The 17,486-nt window shown below is 71.6% G+C and carries 15 protein-coding genes and 1 other RNA gene; 5 read left to right on the top strand and 11 right to left on the bottom strand.

What is annotated here, in order from left to right:
- Positions 1–3: 3 nt before the first annotated feature.
- Together ACXN5W_RS04580 and rnpB are read right to left on the bottom strand one after the other, a co-directional pair.
- The gene (locus ACXN5W_RS04580; protein WP_473156867.1) at positions 4–519 is read right to left on the bottom strand and encodes an SLATT domain-containing protein; all 516 of its coding nucleotides are present in this window, start codon (positions 517–519) and stop codon (positions 4–6) included.
- A gap of 677 nt (positions 520–1,196) precedes the next feature.
- Positions 1,197–1,615, bottom strand: an RNA gene (gene rnpB / locus ACXN5W_RS04575) — RNase P RNA component class A.
- 276 nt (positions 1,616–1,891) lie between these two features.
- On the opposite strand from rnpB, the gene ACXN5W_RS04570 reads away from it, so the two are divergent.
- The 4 genes from ACXN5W_RS04570 to ACXN5W_RS04555 all read left to right on the top strand — a co-directional run bounded on the left by ACXN5W_RS04570 (position 1,892) and on the right by ACXN5W_RS04555 (position 5,297).
- Positions 1,892–2,653, top strand: coding sequence for a sulfite exporter TauE/SafE family protein (locus ACXN5W_RS04570; protein WP_473156866.1), 762 nt, complete (start codon positions 1,892–1,894; stop codon positions 2,651–2,653).
- Positions 2,654–2,797: 144 nt separating this feature from the next.
- Positions 2,798–3,343: a hypothetical protein gene (locus tag ACXN5W_RS04565; protein WP_473156865.1), complete on the top strand. Its 546-nt coding sequence runs from the start codon at positions 2,798–2,800 to the stop codon at positions 3,341–3,343.
- Positions 3,340–4,500, top strand: coding sequence for a sensor histidine kinase (locus ACXN5W_RS04560; RefSeq protein WP_473156864.1), 1,161 nt, complete (start codon positions 3,340–3,342; stop codon positions 4,498–4,500). The genes ACXN5W_RS04565 and ACXN5W_RS04560 overlap by 4 nt, the downstream gene beginning before the upstream one ends.
- Entirely contained in the window at positions 4,497–5,297 is an 801-nt protein-coding gene (locus ACXN5W_RS04555) for a response regulator (protein ID WP_473156863.1), read from the top strand. The genes ACXN5W_RS04560 and ACXN5W_RS04555 overlap by 4 nt, the downstream gene beginning before the upstream one ends.
- Before the next feature lie 105 nt (positions 5,298–5,402).
- Here the strand turns inward: ACXN5W_RS04555 and mctP are convergent, their stop codons facing one another.
- From mctP to ACXN5W_RS04520, 7 genes are all read right to left on the bottom strand, one after another.
- A complete protein-coding gene (gene mctP / locus ACXN5W_RS04550; RefSeq protein WP_473156959.1) occupies positions 5,403–7,058 on the bottom strand; it encodes a monocarboxylate uptake permease MctP in 1,656 nt (551 codons plus the stop codon).
- 5 nt (positions 7,059–7,063) lie between these two features.
- A complete protein-coding gene (locus ACXN5W_RS04545) occupies positions 7,064–7,327 on the bottom strand; it encodes a DUF3311 domain-containing protein (protein ID WP_473156862.1) in 264 nt (87 codons plus the stop codon).
- Positions 7,328–7,531: 204 nt separating this feature from the next.
- Positions 7,532–8,698, bottom strand: coding sequence for a bifunctional RNase H/acid phosphatase (locus ACXN5W_RS04540; RefSeq protein WP_473156861.1), 1,167 nt, complete (start codon positions 8,696–8,698; stop codon positions 7,532–7,534).
- Between the two features lie 3 nt (positions 8,699–8,701).
- Entirely contained in the window at positions 8,702–9,442 is a 741-nt protein-coding gene (locus ACXN5W_RS04535; RefSeq protein WP_473156860.1) for a zinc ribbon domain-containing protein, read from the bottom strand.
- Between the two features lie 9 nt (positions 9,443–9,451).
- Positions 9,452–10,261: a Nif3-like dinuclear metal center hexameric protein gene (locus ACXN5W_RS04530; protein ID WP_473156958.1), complete on the bottom strand. Its 810-nt coding sequence runs from the start codon at positions 10,259–10,261 to the stop codon at positions 9,452–9,454.
- Between the two features lie 79 nt (positions 10,262–10,340).
- A complete protein-coding gene (locus ACXN5W_RS04525) occupies positions 10,341–10,925 on the bottom strand; it encodes a flavoprotein (protein ID WP_473156859.1) in 585 nt (194 codons plus the stop codon).
- Positions 10,922–12,151, bottom strand: a complete 1,230-nt coding sequence (locus tag ACXN5W_RS04520; protein ID WP_473156858.1) for a helix-turn-helix domain-containing protein — start codon at positions 12,149–12,151, stop codon at positions 10,922–10,924. The genes ACXN5W_RS04525 and ACXN5W_RS04520 overlap by 4 nt, the downstream gene beginning before the upstream one ends.
- A gap of 229 nt (positions 12,152–12,380) precedes the next feature.
- Between ACXN5W_RS04520 and ACXN5W_RS04515 the strand changes: the two genes are divergently transcribed.
- Positions 12,381–13,061: a bifunctional DNA primase/polymerase gene (locus tag ACXN5W_RS04515; protein ID WP_473156857.1), complete on the top strand. Its 681-nt coding sequence runs from the start codon at positions 12,381–12,383 to the stop codon at positions 13,059–13,061.
- A gap of 603 nt (positions 13,062–13,664) precedes the next feature.
- Here ACXN5W_RS04515 and ACXN5W_RS04510 read toward each other — a convergent pair.
- A complete protein-coding gene (locus tag ACXN5W_RS04510; protein WP_473156856.1) occupies positions 13,665–15,035 on the bottom strand; it encodes a DUF1501 domain-containing protein in 1,371 nt (456 codons plus the stop codon).
- Positions 15,036–15,055: 20 nt separating this feature from the next.
- Positions 15,056–17,134 carry a DUF1800 family protein gene (locus ACXN5W_RS04505; RefSeq protein ID WP_473156855.1) on the bottom strand — a complete coding sequence of 693 codons (2,079 nt, stop codon included), beginning with the start codon at positions 17,132–17,134 and terminating at the stop codon, positions 15,056–15,058.
- Positions 17,135–17,486 lie beyond the last annotated feature (352 nt).

Raw genomic sequence — 17,486 nt, 5'->3', positions numbered from 1 at the left:
ATATCACGGACTAGCCTCAATCCGCCCCCTCTTATCCCGGTCATCTAGTCTCTTTAGCGTTCTATCGAATACTCTACGGGAAACGACGTCCCCCTCGGAACTTAGCGCGTCGAGCCTTCCACGCAGCTCGTCGAGCATCAGGGATCGGTCCCCTCTTTCTTCATAAGGGGTCGCAAGAATGCTCTCAATCCGCCTGCGGATATTTCCATACTGGGCACCGAGGCTCCTGTGCTTCTCCGCCCGCTCTGGATAACGAAGATGTATTTGGAGCGCGGAAAGCACTGCAGCCACTATGCTCAGCACTCCAAACAGAAGTCTCAGCTCTTTAGATACATTGCTGGTCAGCGTGGCGAACGCACCCGTCCCAAGGACTGTTGTAATAACAATCACGGGGATCGCCAGCCAATAATTGACGCGCTTGAGAAGCTTGCCGGCCTCGTGGTGCGAGTGCTGTCCCTCCCTTGTTCGCCGTAGCCACTTCTTGAGAAGCTCGTCGGCCGTAGCCCACTGCGACTGCACTAGCTCTCCCGTTCGGCTGACTCAGGCCAAATCTGAGACCAATACTCCTCATGGTATCGCCGATCCGCAAGTAGCGGAATGCGGACAGCAACCTACTCGCACAACTGCACCACCATTGCCATCAAGGGATTGACTGCCGATTTGTTCTGTTCTAGATCAAGGCACCGCGCTCCGCGCGGTGCGGGGCGGCAAGCCCGGCCGGCGGCAATCCGCCCCGGACGCCTACGGCACCGGGGCGGTAAGCCGCCGACAGCCGCCGGGACACCGCCCCCACCAACCAGGGGACCAGGCCCAGCGAGGCCGTGACGGAAGCCGACGGGTCGGCCTGGTCGCGCGGTCGGGGCTTCCGGCTGCCGCGCCAGTCCAACCCCGGGACTGGCTTGCCACTGACTCAACCCGCCGCGACACCCAGCTCCACGGCCAAGGCGTACCCGGCCCTCCCCCGCAACCGCCGACCCCTACCCGGAACCCCACGCGCCGGCCCCGTAAAGCCCTCGCGACGGAGCAGCACGGCCGACCCGAGGCGAGGCCAACTGAGCCAGCGCTTAGGGCGTCTCCAGGGCGTCAGGGCGTCCACAGGGCGTCAAACGCCGACCAAAGTTGACCAACAACGGCCATAGACACCCGGACATAGAACCAGCTCAGAGCCTTGATCAGGTCTCTGAGCTGGTGGGCGACGGACGAGTCGACCTGTACGCCGGATTCTGTGCCCGGCGCGCACCGTTGCCGGTACGCACCGGCGGCGGCCATCCATCTCGGCCTGCCGTCGCCGGCAGGCTCCAGCGGCCTACCCGCAGGCATCGGGCGGGCCGCCCTCGAACGCCTGCGCGGGTCGTCATCTTGCGGTGGCGACCCATTCTTGGCCTTGCTCCGGGTGGGGTTTACCGAGCCACCCCGGTCACCCGGGGTGCTGGTGGGCTCTTACTCCACCGTTTCACCCTTACCGCGCCCAGTTGGGCGCGGCGGTCTGTTTTCTGTGGCACTTTCCCGCGGGTCGCCCCGGGTTGCCGTTAACAACCACCCTGCCCTGTGGAGTCCGGACGTTCCTCGGCGGCGGGTCCGGAGACCCGCTCGACGCGACCGCCCGGTCGACTCGTCCGTCGCGTACCCATCCTAACGGGGATCCTTCGCCGGTTATTGCCCCCACCCGTCCGCCAGGCCGGGACCACCGGACCGACCCAGGACCGACCATGGCCCGGGCCGGTGATCCAGCATCAGGACCCACCGCGGCCAGGGGCGGCGAACCAAGGGCAGGAGCGGCAACGCGGCAGGAAACCAGGGCCATGGATCAGCGGTACGGGCGGCCGGCCGGCGCCGCGGTACCGTGGCCGGTCGAGCGGGCCGGCAACGGTCGTACTAGCCTCGGCTCAGCATGGATCTTTCCGAGGTGGCGCTGCTGGTCGGCGCCGGGCTGGCAGCCGGCACCGTGAACGCGGTGGCCGGTGGCGGCTCGCTGATCACGTTCCCGGCGCTGCTCGCGATCGGGCTGGCTCCCGTACCGGCGAATGTCAGCAATTCGATCGCGGTCTGCCCGGGGTACGTGTCCAGTGTGGTGGGCAGCCGGCACGATCTGCCGGCCCGCCGGCGGCTGCTGCCGTTGCTCCCGACCACCGTGTTGGGCACCGCCGCCGGTGGCGCGCTGCTGCTGGTCACCCCGGCGCGGGCGTTCGAGCTGGTCGTACCCTTCCTGGTGCTGGCCGCCACCGCGGTGCTGGCGTTCCAGACGCAGCTCCGCCGGCTGGTCGGTCATCCGGCCGAGCTGAGCCCGCGCCGCCGGGCGGTCACGGTCCAGGCGATGGTCGCGGTGGGTTCGGTGTACGGCGGTTACTTCGGCGCGGCGCTCGGGGTGATGCTGGTGGCCGGGCTGGCCCTGGTGCTCGACGAGTCCCTGGTACGCGTCACGGCGGTGAAGAACCTGCTGTCGGCGCTGGTCGGGCTGACCACGCTGCTCGTGTTCGGGCTGTTCGGTCCGGTCAACTGGGCGGCCGTGGCGGTGCTGATGCCGGCGACGATCATTGGCGGGTACGGCGGCGCCCGGTTGGCCCGCCGGTTGCCGCCGGCCGTGCTCAAGACGGTGATCGTGCTGTTCGGCACGGTGATCGGCCTGCTGCTGCTCTACCGCGTCCTGCGCTGACACCGGCCCACGCCGGCTGGGGGTGGACGCCGAGGCGAACACGGGTGGAGGCGGGGATCTCCACCCGGATCTCCACCCTCGGGTGGCGGTGTTCCACCGTCGCGGTTCCTACCGTCGTTGCCGAGACGACGAAGGGAACCCCTGGTGAACGCGCTGAGCATCCTGCTGACCGTCCTGGCCGTCAGCTACGTCCTGGCCCGCCGGCTGAGCGGCGAGCCGTTGGAGGGCCGGCGGCTGGTCGTACTGCCGCTGGTCCTCACCGGGTACGGCGTGGTGACCCTGGCGAGAACCGCCCACCACCTTGCCGCGATCGACGTGGCCACGCTCGCCGTGCAGGTCGCGGTCGCGGTCGCCGCCGGCGCGGCCCGGGGCGGCACGGTCCGGGTGTACGCCCGCGACGGCCACGTCTGGTACCGCTACCGCCCGGTCACCGTGGTGGTCTGGCTCGGGCTGGTCGCGGTCCGGCTCGGGATCGGTTGGCTGGCCCACCTCGCCGGCGCCGACCTGCGGGTGCTGTCCGCCGCGCTGCTGCTGATGCTCGGGCTGAGCCTGCTGGGTGAGAGCGCCGTCGTCGGGTGGCGCGCGCTCGCCACCGGCGTACCCTTCGCGCCGCGCGGCGCCCGGCGAACCGCGCGCCGCGACGCGCGGCGGGCTTTCGCCGGAGGCGGCGTCGACACCGCCGATCGATGACGGAGACTGGTGGCATGTTCGGCGCGACCGACCGTGCCCTCGACCGCCGCCGACAGCTTCGCAGCCTGGTCGGGTTGGTGGCGCTGACCTGGGGGGTGCTGGCCACCAGGCCGGTGTTCGATGACCGCCGGTGGCCGATTGTGCTGGTTCTGATCGGGATCGCCGACCTGGCCTGGGCCGTCATGGTCCTCCGGCCGGCCGGGCCCCGGACCTGGCTCGCGGCGATCGCGGTCTGCGGATCGGCCGGGGTCGCACTGGTCACGTTCCACGATCGCGGGTTTGCCGTCCTCTACCCCACCGTCGCCTGCCTGTTCGCGGGGTGGATATTCGGGATGGCCGTCTCGGTCGGTCTGACGTCCGCGCTGATCGTCGCGCTGGTGACCGTCGAGGTGGCCACCGGCGCTCCGCTCGACTCGGCCGCGGTGTCGGCCGTCCCGCTGCTCGTCGGCCTACTCGCCGGGATGGTCCGACGGCAACGGACGCAGCAGGACGAGCAGCGTGAGCTGTTGCTGGTCGAGACCGAGGTGGCCCGGGAGGAACGGGCCCGGTCCGCGGCGCTGGCCGAGCGGGCCCGGTTGGCGCGGGAGATCCACGACGTTCTGGCGCACTCGCTGTCCGCCCTGTCCGTGCAGTTGGAGACGGCGGCGGCACTGCTGGAACACGACCGCGTCCGGCAGGCCGCCGAGGTGGTCGACCAGGCCGGCCGGGTCGCCCGGGAAGGACTGGCCGAGACGCGACGGGCCGTGACCGCGTTGCGCGGAGACCCGCTGCCGCTGCCCGAGCTGGTGACGACGCTGGCCGAGGCGTACCGGGGCGACCTGGCCGTCCCGGCCGAGGTTCGGGTCGCCGGTACGCCCCGGCCGTTGAGCCCGGAGGCCGGACACGCGCTGTACCGGGCCGCGCAGGAGGCGTTGACGAACATCCGCAAGCACGCGCCCGGGGCCCGGGTGCGGATCGATCTGACGTACTGGCCGGCGGAGGTCCGGCTGAGCGTCAGCGACGACGGTGGCCGTACCGTGGCCGCGCCGCCGGGGGCCGGCCTGCCGCCCGGGTACGGGCTGACCGGGCTGCGCGAACGGGTCGAGCTGGCCGGCGGAACCGTCGACACCGGTCCGGCCGGCACCGGCTGGCGGGTCGATGTCAGGATGCCGGGATGAGCATCCGGGTGGTGGTCGCCGACGACCAGGCGGCGGTACGGGAGGGACTGGCCCTGCTGCTGGACCTGCTCGACGACGTGTCGGTGGTGGGCCAGGCCGCCGACGGCGAGGAGGCCGTCGCCCTGGTCGCCGAACACCGCCCGGACGTGGTGCTGATGGACCTGCGGATGCCCCGCTGCGACGGGGTACGCGCGACCGCGCGGATCCAGGCCGACCATCCGGAGACCCGGGTGGTGGTGCTGACGACGTACGCCGATGACGAGGACATCCTGTCGGCGCTGCGGGCCGGGGCGCTCGGCTACCTGACCAAGGACTCCGGTCGTACCCAGATCGCGCAGGCGGTCCGGGCGGCGGCCGTGGGCCAGTCGGCGCTGGATCCGCTGGTACGGCAACGGCTCCTGGCCGCCGCCTCCGGTGCCGTGCCAACCCCGGACCCGGCGCGGACGTCCGGGCCCGGTGACGAGCCTAGCGCCGGGACCGGACCGGCCGGGCTTGTCGGCGGGGGCGGGGGCGGAAGCGGGAGCGACAGCGGCGGCGGGGGCGGCGAGATCGGGACGCCCCTGCACCGGGCCGGGTTGACCGCTCGGGAGGTCGAGGTGCTCCGGCTGATCGCCGCGGGACTGGGCAACCGGGAGATCGCCGGCCGGCTGTACGTCACGGAAGCCACCGTGAAGTCGCACGTCAACCGGCTGTTCGCCAAGACCGGGGTGCGGGACCGCGCGCAGGCCGTCCGATACGCCTACCGGTACGGCCTGGCCGATCAGCGGTCGCCCGGACCGGCTGCCCGCGACACCTGAACCGCCCGGCGGCGCCCGGTCGGCGTCCGGCGCAACGGTACGTGAGGCGTCAGGAAGGGCCCCTTCCTATACAAAAAGCGATAACAAGGGGCCCTTCCTTTCGGCTCAGGCGACGGGCTCCGGGGCTGCCTCGGCGTCCTCGCGTCGGCCGGGTTCGACCCGGGGGTCACCCTCGTCGGCGAAGTAGTCGTCGCGGGTGGTGCCGTCCGGACCGTCGGCCACCTTGCCGGCCCGCAGTGCCAGGGTCACCAGCACCGCGACCAGCAGGTTGACCACGACCGCCACGATGCCCACGTAGATCGTCTTCTGGGTGTCGAAGCCGAAGTCCGAGAGCTTGAACGCCGACCCGCCGAAGTGGGTCCGCTTCGTGGCCGGGTTGGGGATCTGGTAGAGCATCCACATCCCGAGTCCCATCCCGGCCACCCAGCCGGCGATCAGACCGCCCCGGTGGAACCACCGGGTGTAGATGCCCAGGGCCACCGCCGGCAGCGTCTGGAGGATGATCACGCCGCCGATGAGCTGGAGGTCGATGGAGAACTGCGGGTCCAGGAAGACGATGCAGGCCACCGCGCCGAGCTTCACGACCAGCGAGGCGATCTTCGAGACGTTGGCCTCCTGGGCCGCGGTGGCGTCCCGCTTCAGGTACTCCTTGTAGATGTTCCGGGTGAACAGGTTGGCCGCCGCGATCGACATGATGGCGGCCGGCACCAGCGCGCCGATCCCGATGGCCGCGTACGCGACCCCGGCGAACCAGTCCGGGAACTGCTGGTCGAACAGCAGTGGCACCACCGTGTTGCTGTCGGACGAGCCGGCCGAGGCACCGGGCAACGGCTTGACCTTCGCGGCGATGGCCATGTAACCGAGCAGCGCGATCAGCCCGAGCAGCAGGCTGTACGCGGGCAGCGCCGACATGTTCCGCTTGATCACGTCGCGGTTCTTGCTGGCCAGCACGCCGGTGATGCTGTGCGGGTAGAGGAACAGCGCCAGCGCCGAACCCAGGGCCAGGGTGATGTACTGCACCTGGTTGTTGGCGTTGAGCACGATCCCGTCCCCCGGCGCGGGGCTGGCCTTGAACTTCGCGTCGGCGGCGTCGAAGATCGAACTCCAGCCGCCCAGCTTGTGCGGCAGCCAGATGATCGCCACCAGGATCACGATGTAGATCAGCGTGTCCTTGACGAACGCGATGAGCGCGGGCGCCCGCAGCCCCGACTGGTACGTGTACGCGGCCAGGATCGCGAACGCGATGATGATCGGCAGGTGCCGGGCGAGCGCGTTGTCGCCGGTTACGCCCATGGTCTTGAGCACCGACTCGATGCCGACCAGTTGCAGCGCGATGTACGGCATGGTGGCCGCGATGCCGGTGATGGCGATCAGCAGCGCCAGCGTCGGCGAACCGAACCGGGTCCGGACGAAGTCGGCGGGCGTGACGAAGCCGTGCCGGTGCGACACCGACCAGAGCCGGACCAGGACGAGGAAGACCAGCGGATAGATGATGATCGTGTACGGCACCGCGAAGAACCCCGCGGCCCCGGCGCCGAACATCAGCGCCGGCACGGCGACGAAGGTGTACGCGGTGTAGAGGTCACCGCCGACCAGGAACCAGGTGACCCAGCCGCCGAAGCTGCGCCCGCCCAGCCCCCACTCGTCGAGGTGGGCCATGTCGTTCGGGGCGCGCCACCGGGCGGCGACGAAGCCCATCGCGCTGACCAGCAGGAACAGCAGGGTGAAGACGATGATCTCGGTGAGGTGGTCCTTCCACACGGTGCTCACCTCCGCTTCTTGGTCATCTGGTAGACCACCGTGGTGGTGGCCACGCCGAGCACGATGAAGGCGAGTTGCAGCCAGTAGAAGGTCGGGAAGCCGAGCACCCGTGGATGGTCCTTGTTGAACAGCGGCGTGATCAGCGGCACGACGATCGGCACGAAGAGCAGCCAGTTCCACGGACTGCGGTCCTTCGACTCAGCCAGGGCCGTTTCCGCTGGCTCGGCGTCGGCCGGCCGCGGTGGCTCGCCCGCGAGGGGTTCACTCATCTGCCACACCTCCTTGAAAGCAGGGCCGTAGATCAAAATTCGAACGGCCCGGAGGGTATCGGCGATGTGACGGCGCTCACTACGAGTATCGGGACCACTGCGCCGAACGGCGCCTGGCCTGCGCCGAGCGGCCCGACCACACCGAACGGCCCGGCGCCACCAGGCAACCCGACGGCGCCGAGCGGCCCGGCGGGGCGGGTGGGATCAGGCCTCGGGCAGGTGGCCCGTCTCGTTGACGCTGCGCACCGCCACCCCACCATCGGGCCAGTAGTCGACGACGGACACCCCGGCCGCGTCCAGGTAGAGCCGGTGCAGGAGGGCGTCACCGGCCGCGAGGGCGTCGCGCAGCAGCAGCTTGATCGGGGAGACGTGCGAGACCACCACCACGGTCTGACCGGGGTACGTGGACAGCAGCCCCGCCACCGCCGACCGCGCCCGGACGCCGACCGCCACGAATGACTCGCCCCCCGGCGGAGCCACCTCGGTGGAGGCGAGCCAGCGGTTCAGCTCGTCCGGCCACCGGTCGCGTACCTCGGCGAAGGTCTTCCCCTCCCACTCGCCGAAGTCGCACTCCAGCAGCGCGTCCGAGGTCGCCATCGGCGGGTCGCCGACCTCGGTCACGATCGCGCGGGCGGTCTCCGTACAGCGGGACAGTGGGGAACTGACCACGGCCGCGACCCGCGGGGCCAGTTCGGCCACCCGGCGGGCGGTCGCGGCGGCCTGGCTCCGGCCGACCTCGGACAGCGGTACGTCACCGCGGCCGGAGTACCGGCCGCCGGCGGTGTACTCGGTGGCGCCGTGCCGGACCAGCAGCAACCGGGTGGCGGTGTCCGTGGGACGGGGCTCCCAGGAGCGCACCCCGGACGAGCCGGGCGTGTCGACCTCGGCCGCCGCGCCGGCCTCGGCGCCGGCCGGCGACGCCGCCGACTCGGTCGGTGGGATCCTCCGGGGGGTACGGTTGGCCGCCCCGTCCATGGCGGCGTTGGCGAGCGCGTCGGCGTGCCGGTTGCGCTCCCGGGGGATCCACTCGAAGTCGACCCGGTCGAACCTGCTGACCAGGCCGGCCGCCTGGGCGGCGAGCGGTCGCAGCCCGGGGTTGCGGATCTGCCAGCGGCCACACATCTGCTCGACCACCAGCTTGGAGTCCATCCGGACCGCGACCCGGGCGGCGCCCACCTCGGCCGCCGCCTCCAGCCCGGCGATCAGGCCGCGGTACTCGGCCACGTTGTTCGTCGCCACGCCGATCGCGTCGGACCGTTCGAGGAGCACCTGGCCGTCGCTGGCGTCCCGGACGACCGCCCCGTACCCCGCCGGGCCCGGGTTGCCCCGGGCCCCGCCGTCCGCCTCCACAACGACCCGGTCGACCGCCATCGGCTACAGCCCCGACTCTGCGGTACGGACCATGATGCGCCGGCACTCCTCGCAGCGCACCACCTCGTCCGGCGCGGTCGCCTTGATCCGGGCCCGGTCCGCGCCGGAGAACTCGATCCGGCAACCCCCGCACCGGCCCGAGCGCAGCAGCGCCGCGCCCAACCCGCCCGAGGACTCCCGGATCCGGTCGTACAGCGCGATCAGGTCGGCGGGCAGGTCGTTCACCAGCGGTTGCCGGGCCGCCGTCTTGAACTGCTCCTCCCGGTCGATCTCCGCCAGCGCCTCGTCGCGGCGCCGCTCGGTCTCGGCCCGGGTGTCCCGGGTGGTGGCCAGCCGCTCCTGGACGCCGTCCAGCAGCCCCTGGGCGGCCTCCCGCTGCTCCATCAGCTCCAGCTCGGCGTCCTCCAACTCGGTCTGCCGCCGCTTGAGCGAGGCCATCTCGTGCTGCAACGCCTCCAGTTCACGGGCCGGGCCGGTGCCCATCGCCAGCCGTGCGGAGTCCCGCTCGGCACGGTTGCGGACCTGCTCGACGTCGCCCTCCAGCCGGGCGATGTCCCGGTCCAGGTCGTCGACCGCCACCTGGGCGCGTACCCGCTCGTCCTCGCACGCCGACAGCTGCCGGGCCAGGGTGTCCAGCTCGGCGTGCTCGGGCAGGGTCCGACGCCGGTGCGCCAGCTGGGCGAGCGCGGTGTCGACCGCCTGCAGGTCGAGCAGGCGACGCTGGTCTTGCGGGTCGGCCTTCACTCAGGGCTCCTATCGGTTCGCGGGGGATGCCGCGTGCGTGGTCCAGGGGTCGGTGATCAGGTCGGACACGGTCACGGCAAGGCTGAGCCGGTCGCGCAGGAACGCCGCGAGGTCGTCCAGCCAGGGTCGCTCGGTCGCCCAGTGCGCCGCGTCCAGCAGCGCCGGGCCGCCGGCCGCGAGGTGCTCGCTGGCCGGGTGGTGCCGCAGGTCGGCGGTGAGGTAGGCGTCCGCCCCGGCCGCCGCGGCGACGGCCAGCAACGGGTCGCCGGCGCCGCCGCTGACCGCCAGCGTGGAGATCATCCGGTCCGGGTCGCCCGCGCCGCGTACCCCCCAGGCGGTGGGCGGCAGCACGCTGGCCGCCAGCCGGGTCAGCTCGGCCAGCCGCATCGGTTCGGGCAATCGGCCGATCCGGCCGCCGCCCCGGCCCGAACCGGCGGCCGGCCCGGTCGACGCCGGGTCCAGCGGGCGCGGGTCGAGCAGGCCGAACCGGGCCGCGAGGGCGTCGGACACGCCGGGGTTGGCCACGTCGGCGTTGGTGTGCGCCACGTACAACGCGGTGTCGTGCCGGATCAGCTCGTGCACGATCCGGCCCTTGTACGTGTCGGTGGACACCGAAGAGACGCCGCGCAGCAGCAACGGGTGGTGCGCCACGATCAGGTCCGCTCCCACCGCCCGCGCCTCGGCGACGGTCTCGGGCACGCAGTCCACCACGCAGCTGACCCGGCGAACCGGCGCGGCGCGGTCGCCCACCACCAGCCCGACCCGGTCCCACTGCTCGGCCCAGGCGGGCGGGAAGCGCTCCTCCAGCGCCGCGACCACGTCGGCCAGACGGACGTCGGCGGATCCCGTTGTGCTCACGGCGGCCCAGCTTACCGGCGTCCGCTCGGGTACCGGAGGGTCAGTGGACCGGATCGCCCTCGGCCAGCCGGGTCCGCAGGACCCCGAGCGCCAACTCCCAGGGGAACCGGTCGACGTGGCGCTCGCCGGTGCCGGGTGGGTGCAGGGGCATGACCTCCGCGCCGAACAGCACCGTCACGCCCCAGTCACGCAGCCGGGCCAGGCTCTCCTGGAACGCCGGGTGGACGGCCATCGCGGCGTTGGTGAACGGCATGGCGACGATCGGCAGGCCGAGCCCCTGGCTCTCCACCAGCAGGCCGAGGGCCAGGGTGTCGGTGATCCCGGCCGCCCACTTGTTGATCGTGTTGACGGTGGCGGGCGCCACCACCAGGGCGTCCGGCGACGGCAGCACGTCGATCTCCCGCGGATCCTTGTAGGCCGAGCGGACCGGGTGGCCGGTCTGGTTGCCCAGCGCGGCCTCGTCGGCGAACCTGCGGCCGTCGGGGGTGAGGATGACGCAGACGTCCCAGCCGTCGCGTTGGCCGGCGTCGACCAGCCGGCCGAGGCCACGGGTCAGCGGCGAGCCGCAGCCGATGACGTACAGCACCGGTCGCCGCTGCCCGATCGGGTCGGCGTTCCCGGTCACACGCCCACCCCCATCTGCTCGGCCAGTTCGGCGATGGCCGCCGGCGGGGCGCCCCGGGTCCGGCGGAGCACGTCCGACATGACCTCCTGGGCCAGCGGCCGGCAGCGGATCTCCGACGGGGCCAGCCGGTCGCCCTCCAGCAGCATCGCGCCGGCCTTCTCGACGTCGCCCACCTGGGTGCAGCCGCGGGCGATGTCGAGCAGGTGGTGTGCCCGGCGCTCGGGCAGCAGGGCGTTGAACTCGGCGGGCTGGATCGCCTCGTGGGTCTCCATGGCCTGCCGGCCCTCGCCCAGCTCCACCGCCGCGGAGGCCCGGTGCAGCAGCACGTTGGTGGGACCGAAGCAGGTCCAGTAGTGGTTGTGGTCGCCGCCCAGCCGGTTGGCCGCCTCCTCGGCACCGTTGATCAGGTCCCGCACCGTGGCGCTGTCCCCGATCCGGGCCGCCGCCATGGCCCCCTGCAACAGCAGCATCCCGTACACCGAGAGCCGTTCGGGGGTGGCCTCGTGCTCGGTGTTCGGTGCCAGCCGGTTGGCGATGTTGACGTTGATCTCCAGGGCCGGACGGGCCCGGCCGAGCGCCAGCAGGGCATTGCCGACCCGGAACGTGGCGATCCCGGCCAGCAGTTGGTCGCCGGCCCGTTGGGCCACCGCCATCGACCGGTCCGCGGCCAGCCAGGACAGATCGTGCTCGCCGAGCTTGCGCAGCGCCGACGAGGCGATCTGGTAGACCTGCCCCAGCAGGTGCGCGGCGACCCGGGCGTCGTCGCCGGACGAGTACGCCGCGTCCGCCGCCTGGGCGTCGCGGAGCAGCTTCGGCAGGGCCCGGGTCAGTACGCCGTAGCGGGCGTACTGGTACGTCAGCCAGGCGTGGCTGACCGCCTTGCGCATCTCGTCCAGCGGCGGCGGGCAGGGCGCGGCGTCGAAGAAGGCGGTCATCGCGTCGTACCGTTCGAGCGCCGACCGGATCTCCTCGACCTCGACCTGGTCGATGCAGTTGAGGCCACCGCTGCGCCGCTCGGGTTCGCGGCCGAGCAGCAGTTGGACGTCGAGTTGGAGCACGTCGGCGATCTCGTGCAGCACGGAGAACTTGTCGAGCCGGCGGACCCCCCGCTCGACCTTGTCCACCCAGCTCTTGGACTTGCCGAGCCGGTCGGCGAACACCTGCTGGGACATCCGGCGGCGACCACGCCAGTAGGCGACCCTGCGCCCGATAGGTAACTCGTCCACGGCCCAATCCCTCCCCTGCACCGCCGGCGTCCCGGCGGAGCGACTATGGGTCATATGCGGCTCTTATTCGATTGTTAGCGATCGCACCCGCTGTGCGGCATTCGCGACGTTCTCCCCCGTAGTTTTCATGCAAGTTGCAACCGCTCGTCTTCCTGACCAAACGATCGCGTGGGGTACCGGTAACGGGATCGTTTGATCGACGGCAAACACTGAAGAGAGGTTTTTCGGGATGTGGGGCAGTATTCGACCGCCGCTCGTCGACCTGACGTCACTGGAACGGACCCGGCTCCGCCGGATCGCCATGCGCTACGCCGGACACGGCTGGGACGTCACGCCCGGCGCCTGCCTGGCCCGACACCGATTCGTCTGCGGCCGGGCCGGCTGCCCGACCACCGGCTGCCACCCGGCGCTGGAGGACTGGGAACGCTCCGCCACCAGCGATCCGGCCCGGGTCGCCGCCTGGTGGCGGGTCCGCCCGCACGGCGTGCTGCTGGCCACCGGCCGCGCGTTCGACGCCATCGAGGTGCCCGCGTACCTGGGTCAGCGGGTGATCGACGCGACCCGGCCGCACGCCCGGACGGAGACCGCCGCGGAGGGTCGCGGGCCGGTGGCGGTGACCCCGAGCGGCCGGTGGATCTTTCTGGTCGGCCCGGGCGAGCCACTGCGTCCCGAGCTGGACCAGTGCCTCTACGTGATCCGGCACGGCGCCGGCTCGTGGATCCCGGCGCCACCCACCCGGCTGCCCGAGGGAGTGGTCCGGTGGGCGGTGGCCCCCGAGGAGACCCGGTGGCGACTTCCCGACCCGTACTCGGTGCAGGAGATCCTGGTGGACGCGCTGCGCTCGGTCATCCCGGCCCGACCGGTCACGGTGCTGACCGGCCACCTGCCGGCCCCGCGCCAGGGCTACTGAGTTCAGCACCGCTGGATCCGGCGCGGCCTGAACCGCCGGGGCCGCTGGATCCGGCGCGGCCATCCCGGTCGGATCCGGCGCGACCACCGCCGGGGTTCCTGAGCTCGGCGCGGCCATCGTCCTCGGGCTCAGCGGCAGCGCCGGATGCCCGACAGCGACCCGGCCGGGCCGGCCCTCGTTGAAACGGTCGTAGTGACCGCGAAGGTCGGCTGACCGGAACGGTCGGGTGACCGGACGAAGGCCGGGGGGTGAGCATGGCCGGCGAGGATGTGACGGCGGCCGGCGGGGACGGGGTGCCGGCCCGGGCCCGGCGACCGCACCGCTGGGCGAGTACCCGTCCGATGGGTTCGCGACCCGGTCGACCCCGGCCCGCCGGGCCGGCTCGACCAGCCGGCACCCACCGGCCGGTCCGCTAGCCGTACCGCCCGAACCAACCAGCGACCCCAAACACCGGCAGACCTTCATGACGAACGCCGATGATCACCAGACCAGATCAACCCGATGTCGGCGAACTTGGGGGGTCCGCAGCGCCCGGACACCCCTGGTTCGCCGACATCGGGTTGATCTGACGGGTGGCTTGCCAGCCGACGGCGGCCGGGGCGGTCAGCCGTAGATCTTGATGGGGGTGAACTTCTGCCGGGGGAAGACCTTGTCGATCTGCGCGTTGGTCAGGCCGAACCGGCCCTGCGCGACCGAACCGTAGACGTGGAACATGTTGTTGTATTCCGGCACGTCTCCACTGTCCAGTTTGTCCAAGCCGTTCCAGGTGCCCAGCACCTTTCCGGCGAGCGGCTTGCCGGACAGGATCGCCACCACACCGCCGTGACCGTGGTCGGTGCCGCCCCGGTTGGAGGCGACCCGGCGGCCGAACTCGCTGGAGACCAGCACGGTGACGTCGGCGGCCCGGTCACCGAGGTCGGTGAAGAAGTCGGCCATGCCCTGCGCCACGTCGTTGAGCCGCCGGAACAGCTGCCCGCCCTCGCGCGGTCCCTGGTTCTCGTGGGTGTCGTAGCCGCCGGTGCCGATGGTGGCCACCCGGACGTTCGCGCCACCCTTGATCAGCCGGGCCAGTTCCCGGAACGACCGGCCAAGCTCACCCTCGTACTTGACGCCGGCGGCCGGCTGGTAGTCCTGGGCCGCGAGCTTCTTGGCGAGGCTCAGCGCGTTCAGCCCGTCCTTGACGGATTCCTCCACCGGGTGGTTGATGTCGGTGAACAGGCCCTTGATCGCCTTCTCGGTCGCCGCGGTGAACCGCTGGTCGCCGCGCAGGGTCAACGACTCGACGCTGCTCAGCGAGATCGCGCCGTTCGTACCGACCAGGGAGCGGGGCAGCGTGCTGCCGATCCCCACACTGCGGAACGCCGTACCGGCGCCGAGGGCGTCGACAAGGGAGTCCAGCCAGCCCCGGCCGCCGGTCTCGGCCGGCAGGCCACCGAGGTTGCAGGCGTCCTGGGCCTGGAAGTGACTGCGCGACAGGCGCGGATCGGAGACCGCCGGAACGAAGCCGAGCTGCCGCTTGGCCAGGAATCCCGACAGCGGCGCGAACGCCTTGCTCATCATGAAACCGCGGTCCAGCGCCGGTGAGTCGTTCTCCAGCAGCAGGTCGGGGCGGGCCTTCCGCAGCACCGGGTCGTTGGCCGGCGCGACCAGGCTCAGCCCGTCCAGCCCGCCGTACAGGAAGACGTGGATCAGCGTGCCGGTCCTGGTGGCCGCGAACGACGCCTGGGTGGTGACGAACTGGCTGGTCGCCAGCGCGGTCGCGGTGGCCGCGGCGCCGGCCACGAAGGTACGCCGGGTGACGCCCCGCCCGTCCTGCTGCTCCTCCTCCAGGTTGTTCAGCGTCCGGAAGCGGTCCCGCTCGGCCGCGTTCTCGGCCTCGACCGCCGCCGCCTCGGCGCGCAGCACCGCCTCGGTACGGTTCGGTGCCAACCGGCGCAGGTCCGGGCAGTCGGGGTGCAGGGGGAACGGAAGCACAGTCTTCTCCATCTCGGGCCTCACCGGAGGTGGTGCTGGGGGGAAGCGAGCAGCGCCCGCGCCATGGCCGGGACGGCTCCGAGGAAGGCGGCGTCCACCTTGGCCGTCGCCGACACACCGGGGATCCCGAGGATCAGCGCCTTCTGCTTGGCGGTGAGCGGCTGGTGGACCAACCGCCGGGCCAGCGCGTCGACGTACGCCCCGGCGGTCGCGGGCGCCTTGGCGCCGACCAGCTTCTCGGGCTTCAGGTACGAGAACTCGGGATGGCCGCCCGCGATCAGCGTCGCGGCCTCGTTCCATCCGTTGATCATCGTGCCGGCGCTGGTCCACGCCACGAAGACGTCCGGATAGCCGTTCGGGGTGGGCATGCCGGTGGGGAACTGGCCCAGCTCGGCCAGCTTGGACCGGATCTGGCTCAGCCCCGTGGCGAACGCGCCCCGGTTGCCGTTCGCCCGGTAGCCCGGCGACGGCTCGGGCGTGACGCCGAGCGCCCGGTACGTGGCCACCAGGTACTCCATCGGCCGGCGCACCTTCTGACCCACGGCGGCCCAGAACTCGCTGGAACTGAACAGCGTCATCAGCACCGGCTTGATCGCCGTCTTGTTCGCCGTGTACGTCCTGGCCAGCCGGTCGACCAGGCTCTTCGGCGGGGTGTCCGAGACGAACCGGGTGGCCAGGCTCTGCGCCACGTACCGGGCCGTCGAGGGGTGGTTGGCCAGATGACGGAAGTACGCCTCGCCGGCCTTGTCACCACCCTCGGCGGAGTTGTTGGCCGAGGAGAAGCCCAGGATCTTCACCCGGCCGACGTAGTGCAGGGTCGACTCGAAGACGTACCCGAAGTTCTCGTCGATGGTCCGCCCGGTCTGCAACAGGGCGGCCTGGCGCACGTCGGCCTCCTTGTAGCCGCCGTCCACGCCCACCGAGTACAGCTCCAGGTTCTCCCGGGCCAGGTTCTCGTTGACCTCGTTCTTGTGCGACTGCACCTGGTTGAGGTAGATCAGCAGCGCCGGATGCCGGTTCGCCGCGACCAGCATGTCGGCGTAGTTGCCCAGCGCGTGCTTGCGGATGACGTCCCGGTCGAACGCCCCGCGCACCAGGTCGGAGTTGTCGAACTCCGGGCCGACGTGCAGGAAGTCGTTCCAGAAGTCGACCATCACCTCGAACAGCTGCCGGTCCGACCAGATCTGCCGGGCGACGGTGGCGTCGATGTACTCCTTGTCGGCCTGCACACCCTTGGCGTTCAGGCTCTCCCGGTTCGCCTTGAGCTGCGCGGGCGTCATCTTCAGGGTGGTCAGCTCGGAGAGCTTCAACTCGGCCCGGGTCGGCGCGATCTTCTCCGGGTCGAGCTGCTGACGCAGCCAGGCGTCGATGCCCATCCGCTTGATGTCGGCCAGCACCTCGGGGGTACCGCCGAAGGTGGCCCGGCTGGCCAGGTGCCGGACCGGATCCTTGGCCAACACGGTGCGGACGGTGACCGTGGTCCGGGCGGCGGCCTCGGCCGGCCCGTCGAACACCTGCCCGCCGGTGGGCGTGTTCTTCTTCAGCGCGGCACCGGCCCGCGAACCCATGTAGCTCTCGTTCTGCTCGGTGTAGGTGCGCACCGTGCTCGGCTGCTGGCCGCTCGGCCGCGCCGCCGTACCGTCGGTGGGCGCCACCGCCTCGGCGTCGCCGCCGGAGCCGAACAGCCGGTCGGCCAGGTCGCGTCCGACCGGTGACATCGCCAGGCCGGCGCCGCCGATGACCACGGCCGCCGTACCGCCGAACGCGGCCAGCGCCCGGCGGCGGCCGACCCGCCGTCCGTCGTCGTCCTCGTCGTCCGCATCGGGATCCGGCAGCACGTCCACGCGTCGTGGATCGGCGCCCGAGCCGGTGAACCCCGGCGAGCCGGCCCACTGCCCCTGCTGGCCGGACCACTGTTCCTCCGGGCCGGCCCACTGCGCCTGCTGCTCGGTCCACCGTGGTCCGTGCGACACCTCGGGCCCGGTACCCGGCTGGTCGGGGTGACCCGGCCGGTAGTAGGCGGTGCCGTACGGGCTCGGGTGTTCCGGACCGTCCCACCGACGATCCGACCGGCGTGGTGGCACATTCTGGTCAACCATGTACCGATCCCAAAGGGGTGAGGGGCGCGCAACGACACCGTCGGTGGCGGCGGGCGGTGCGGCGGGGGTGATTGTGAAGGGGGTTGCTACGGCACGGTAACCAAGCGTCTGACCTGCATCAAGACGGTGTGTTTGGCGCCCGATGGGCACTTAAGACGACGCTGAGCCGACCGGGTCCCCCGCGCCGACCGGCGCTTTCCCGGGGCAGGGGCCGTCAACAGCCACGATGACTTCACCGGGGCCCGCCGGAAGGGTCCGAGCACCCGGGTCCGGTCACCCGGGACGTTACGAGGGAACAGGAAAACTTAAGGCGCCGCTAAGCGGACCCTGTGCGCCGACGTCAACTCCTGCT

It is taken from the genome of Plantactinospora sp. A48 (assembly GCF_055793945.1).
The sequence above is the reverse complement of the archived record's forward strand: the minus strand, read 5'-3'. Positions and strand labels throughout refer to the sequence as shown.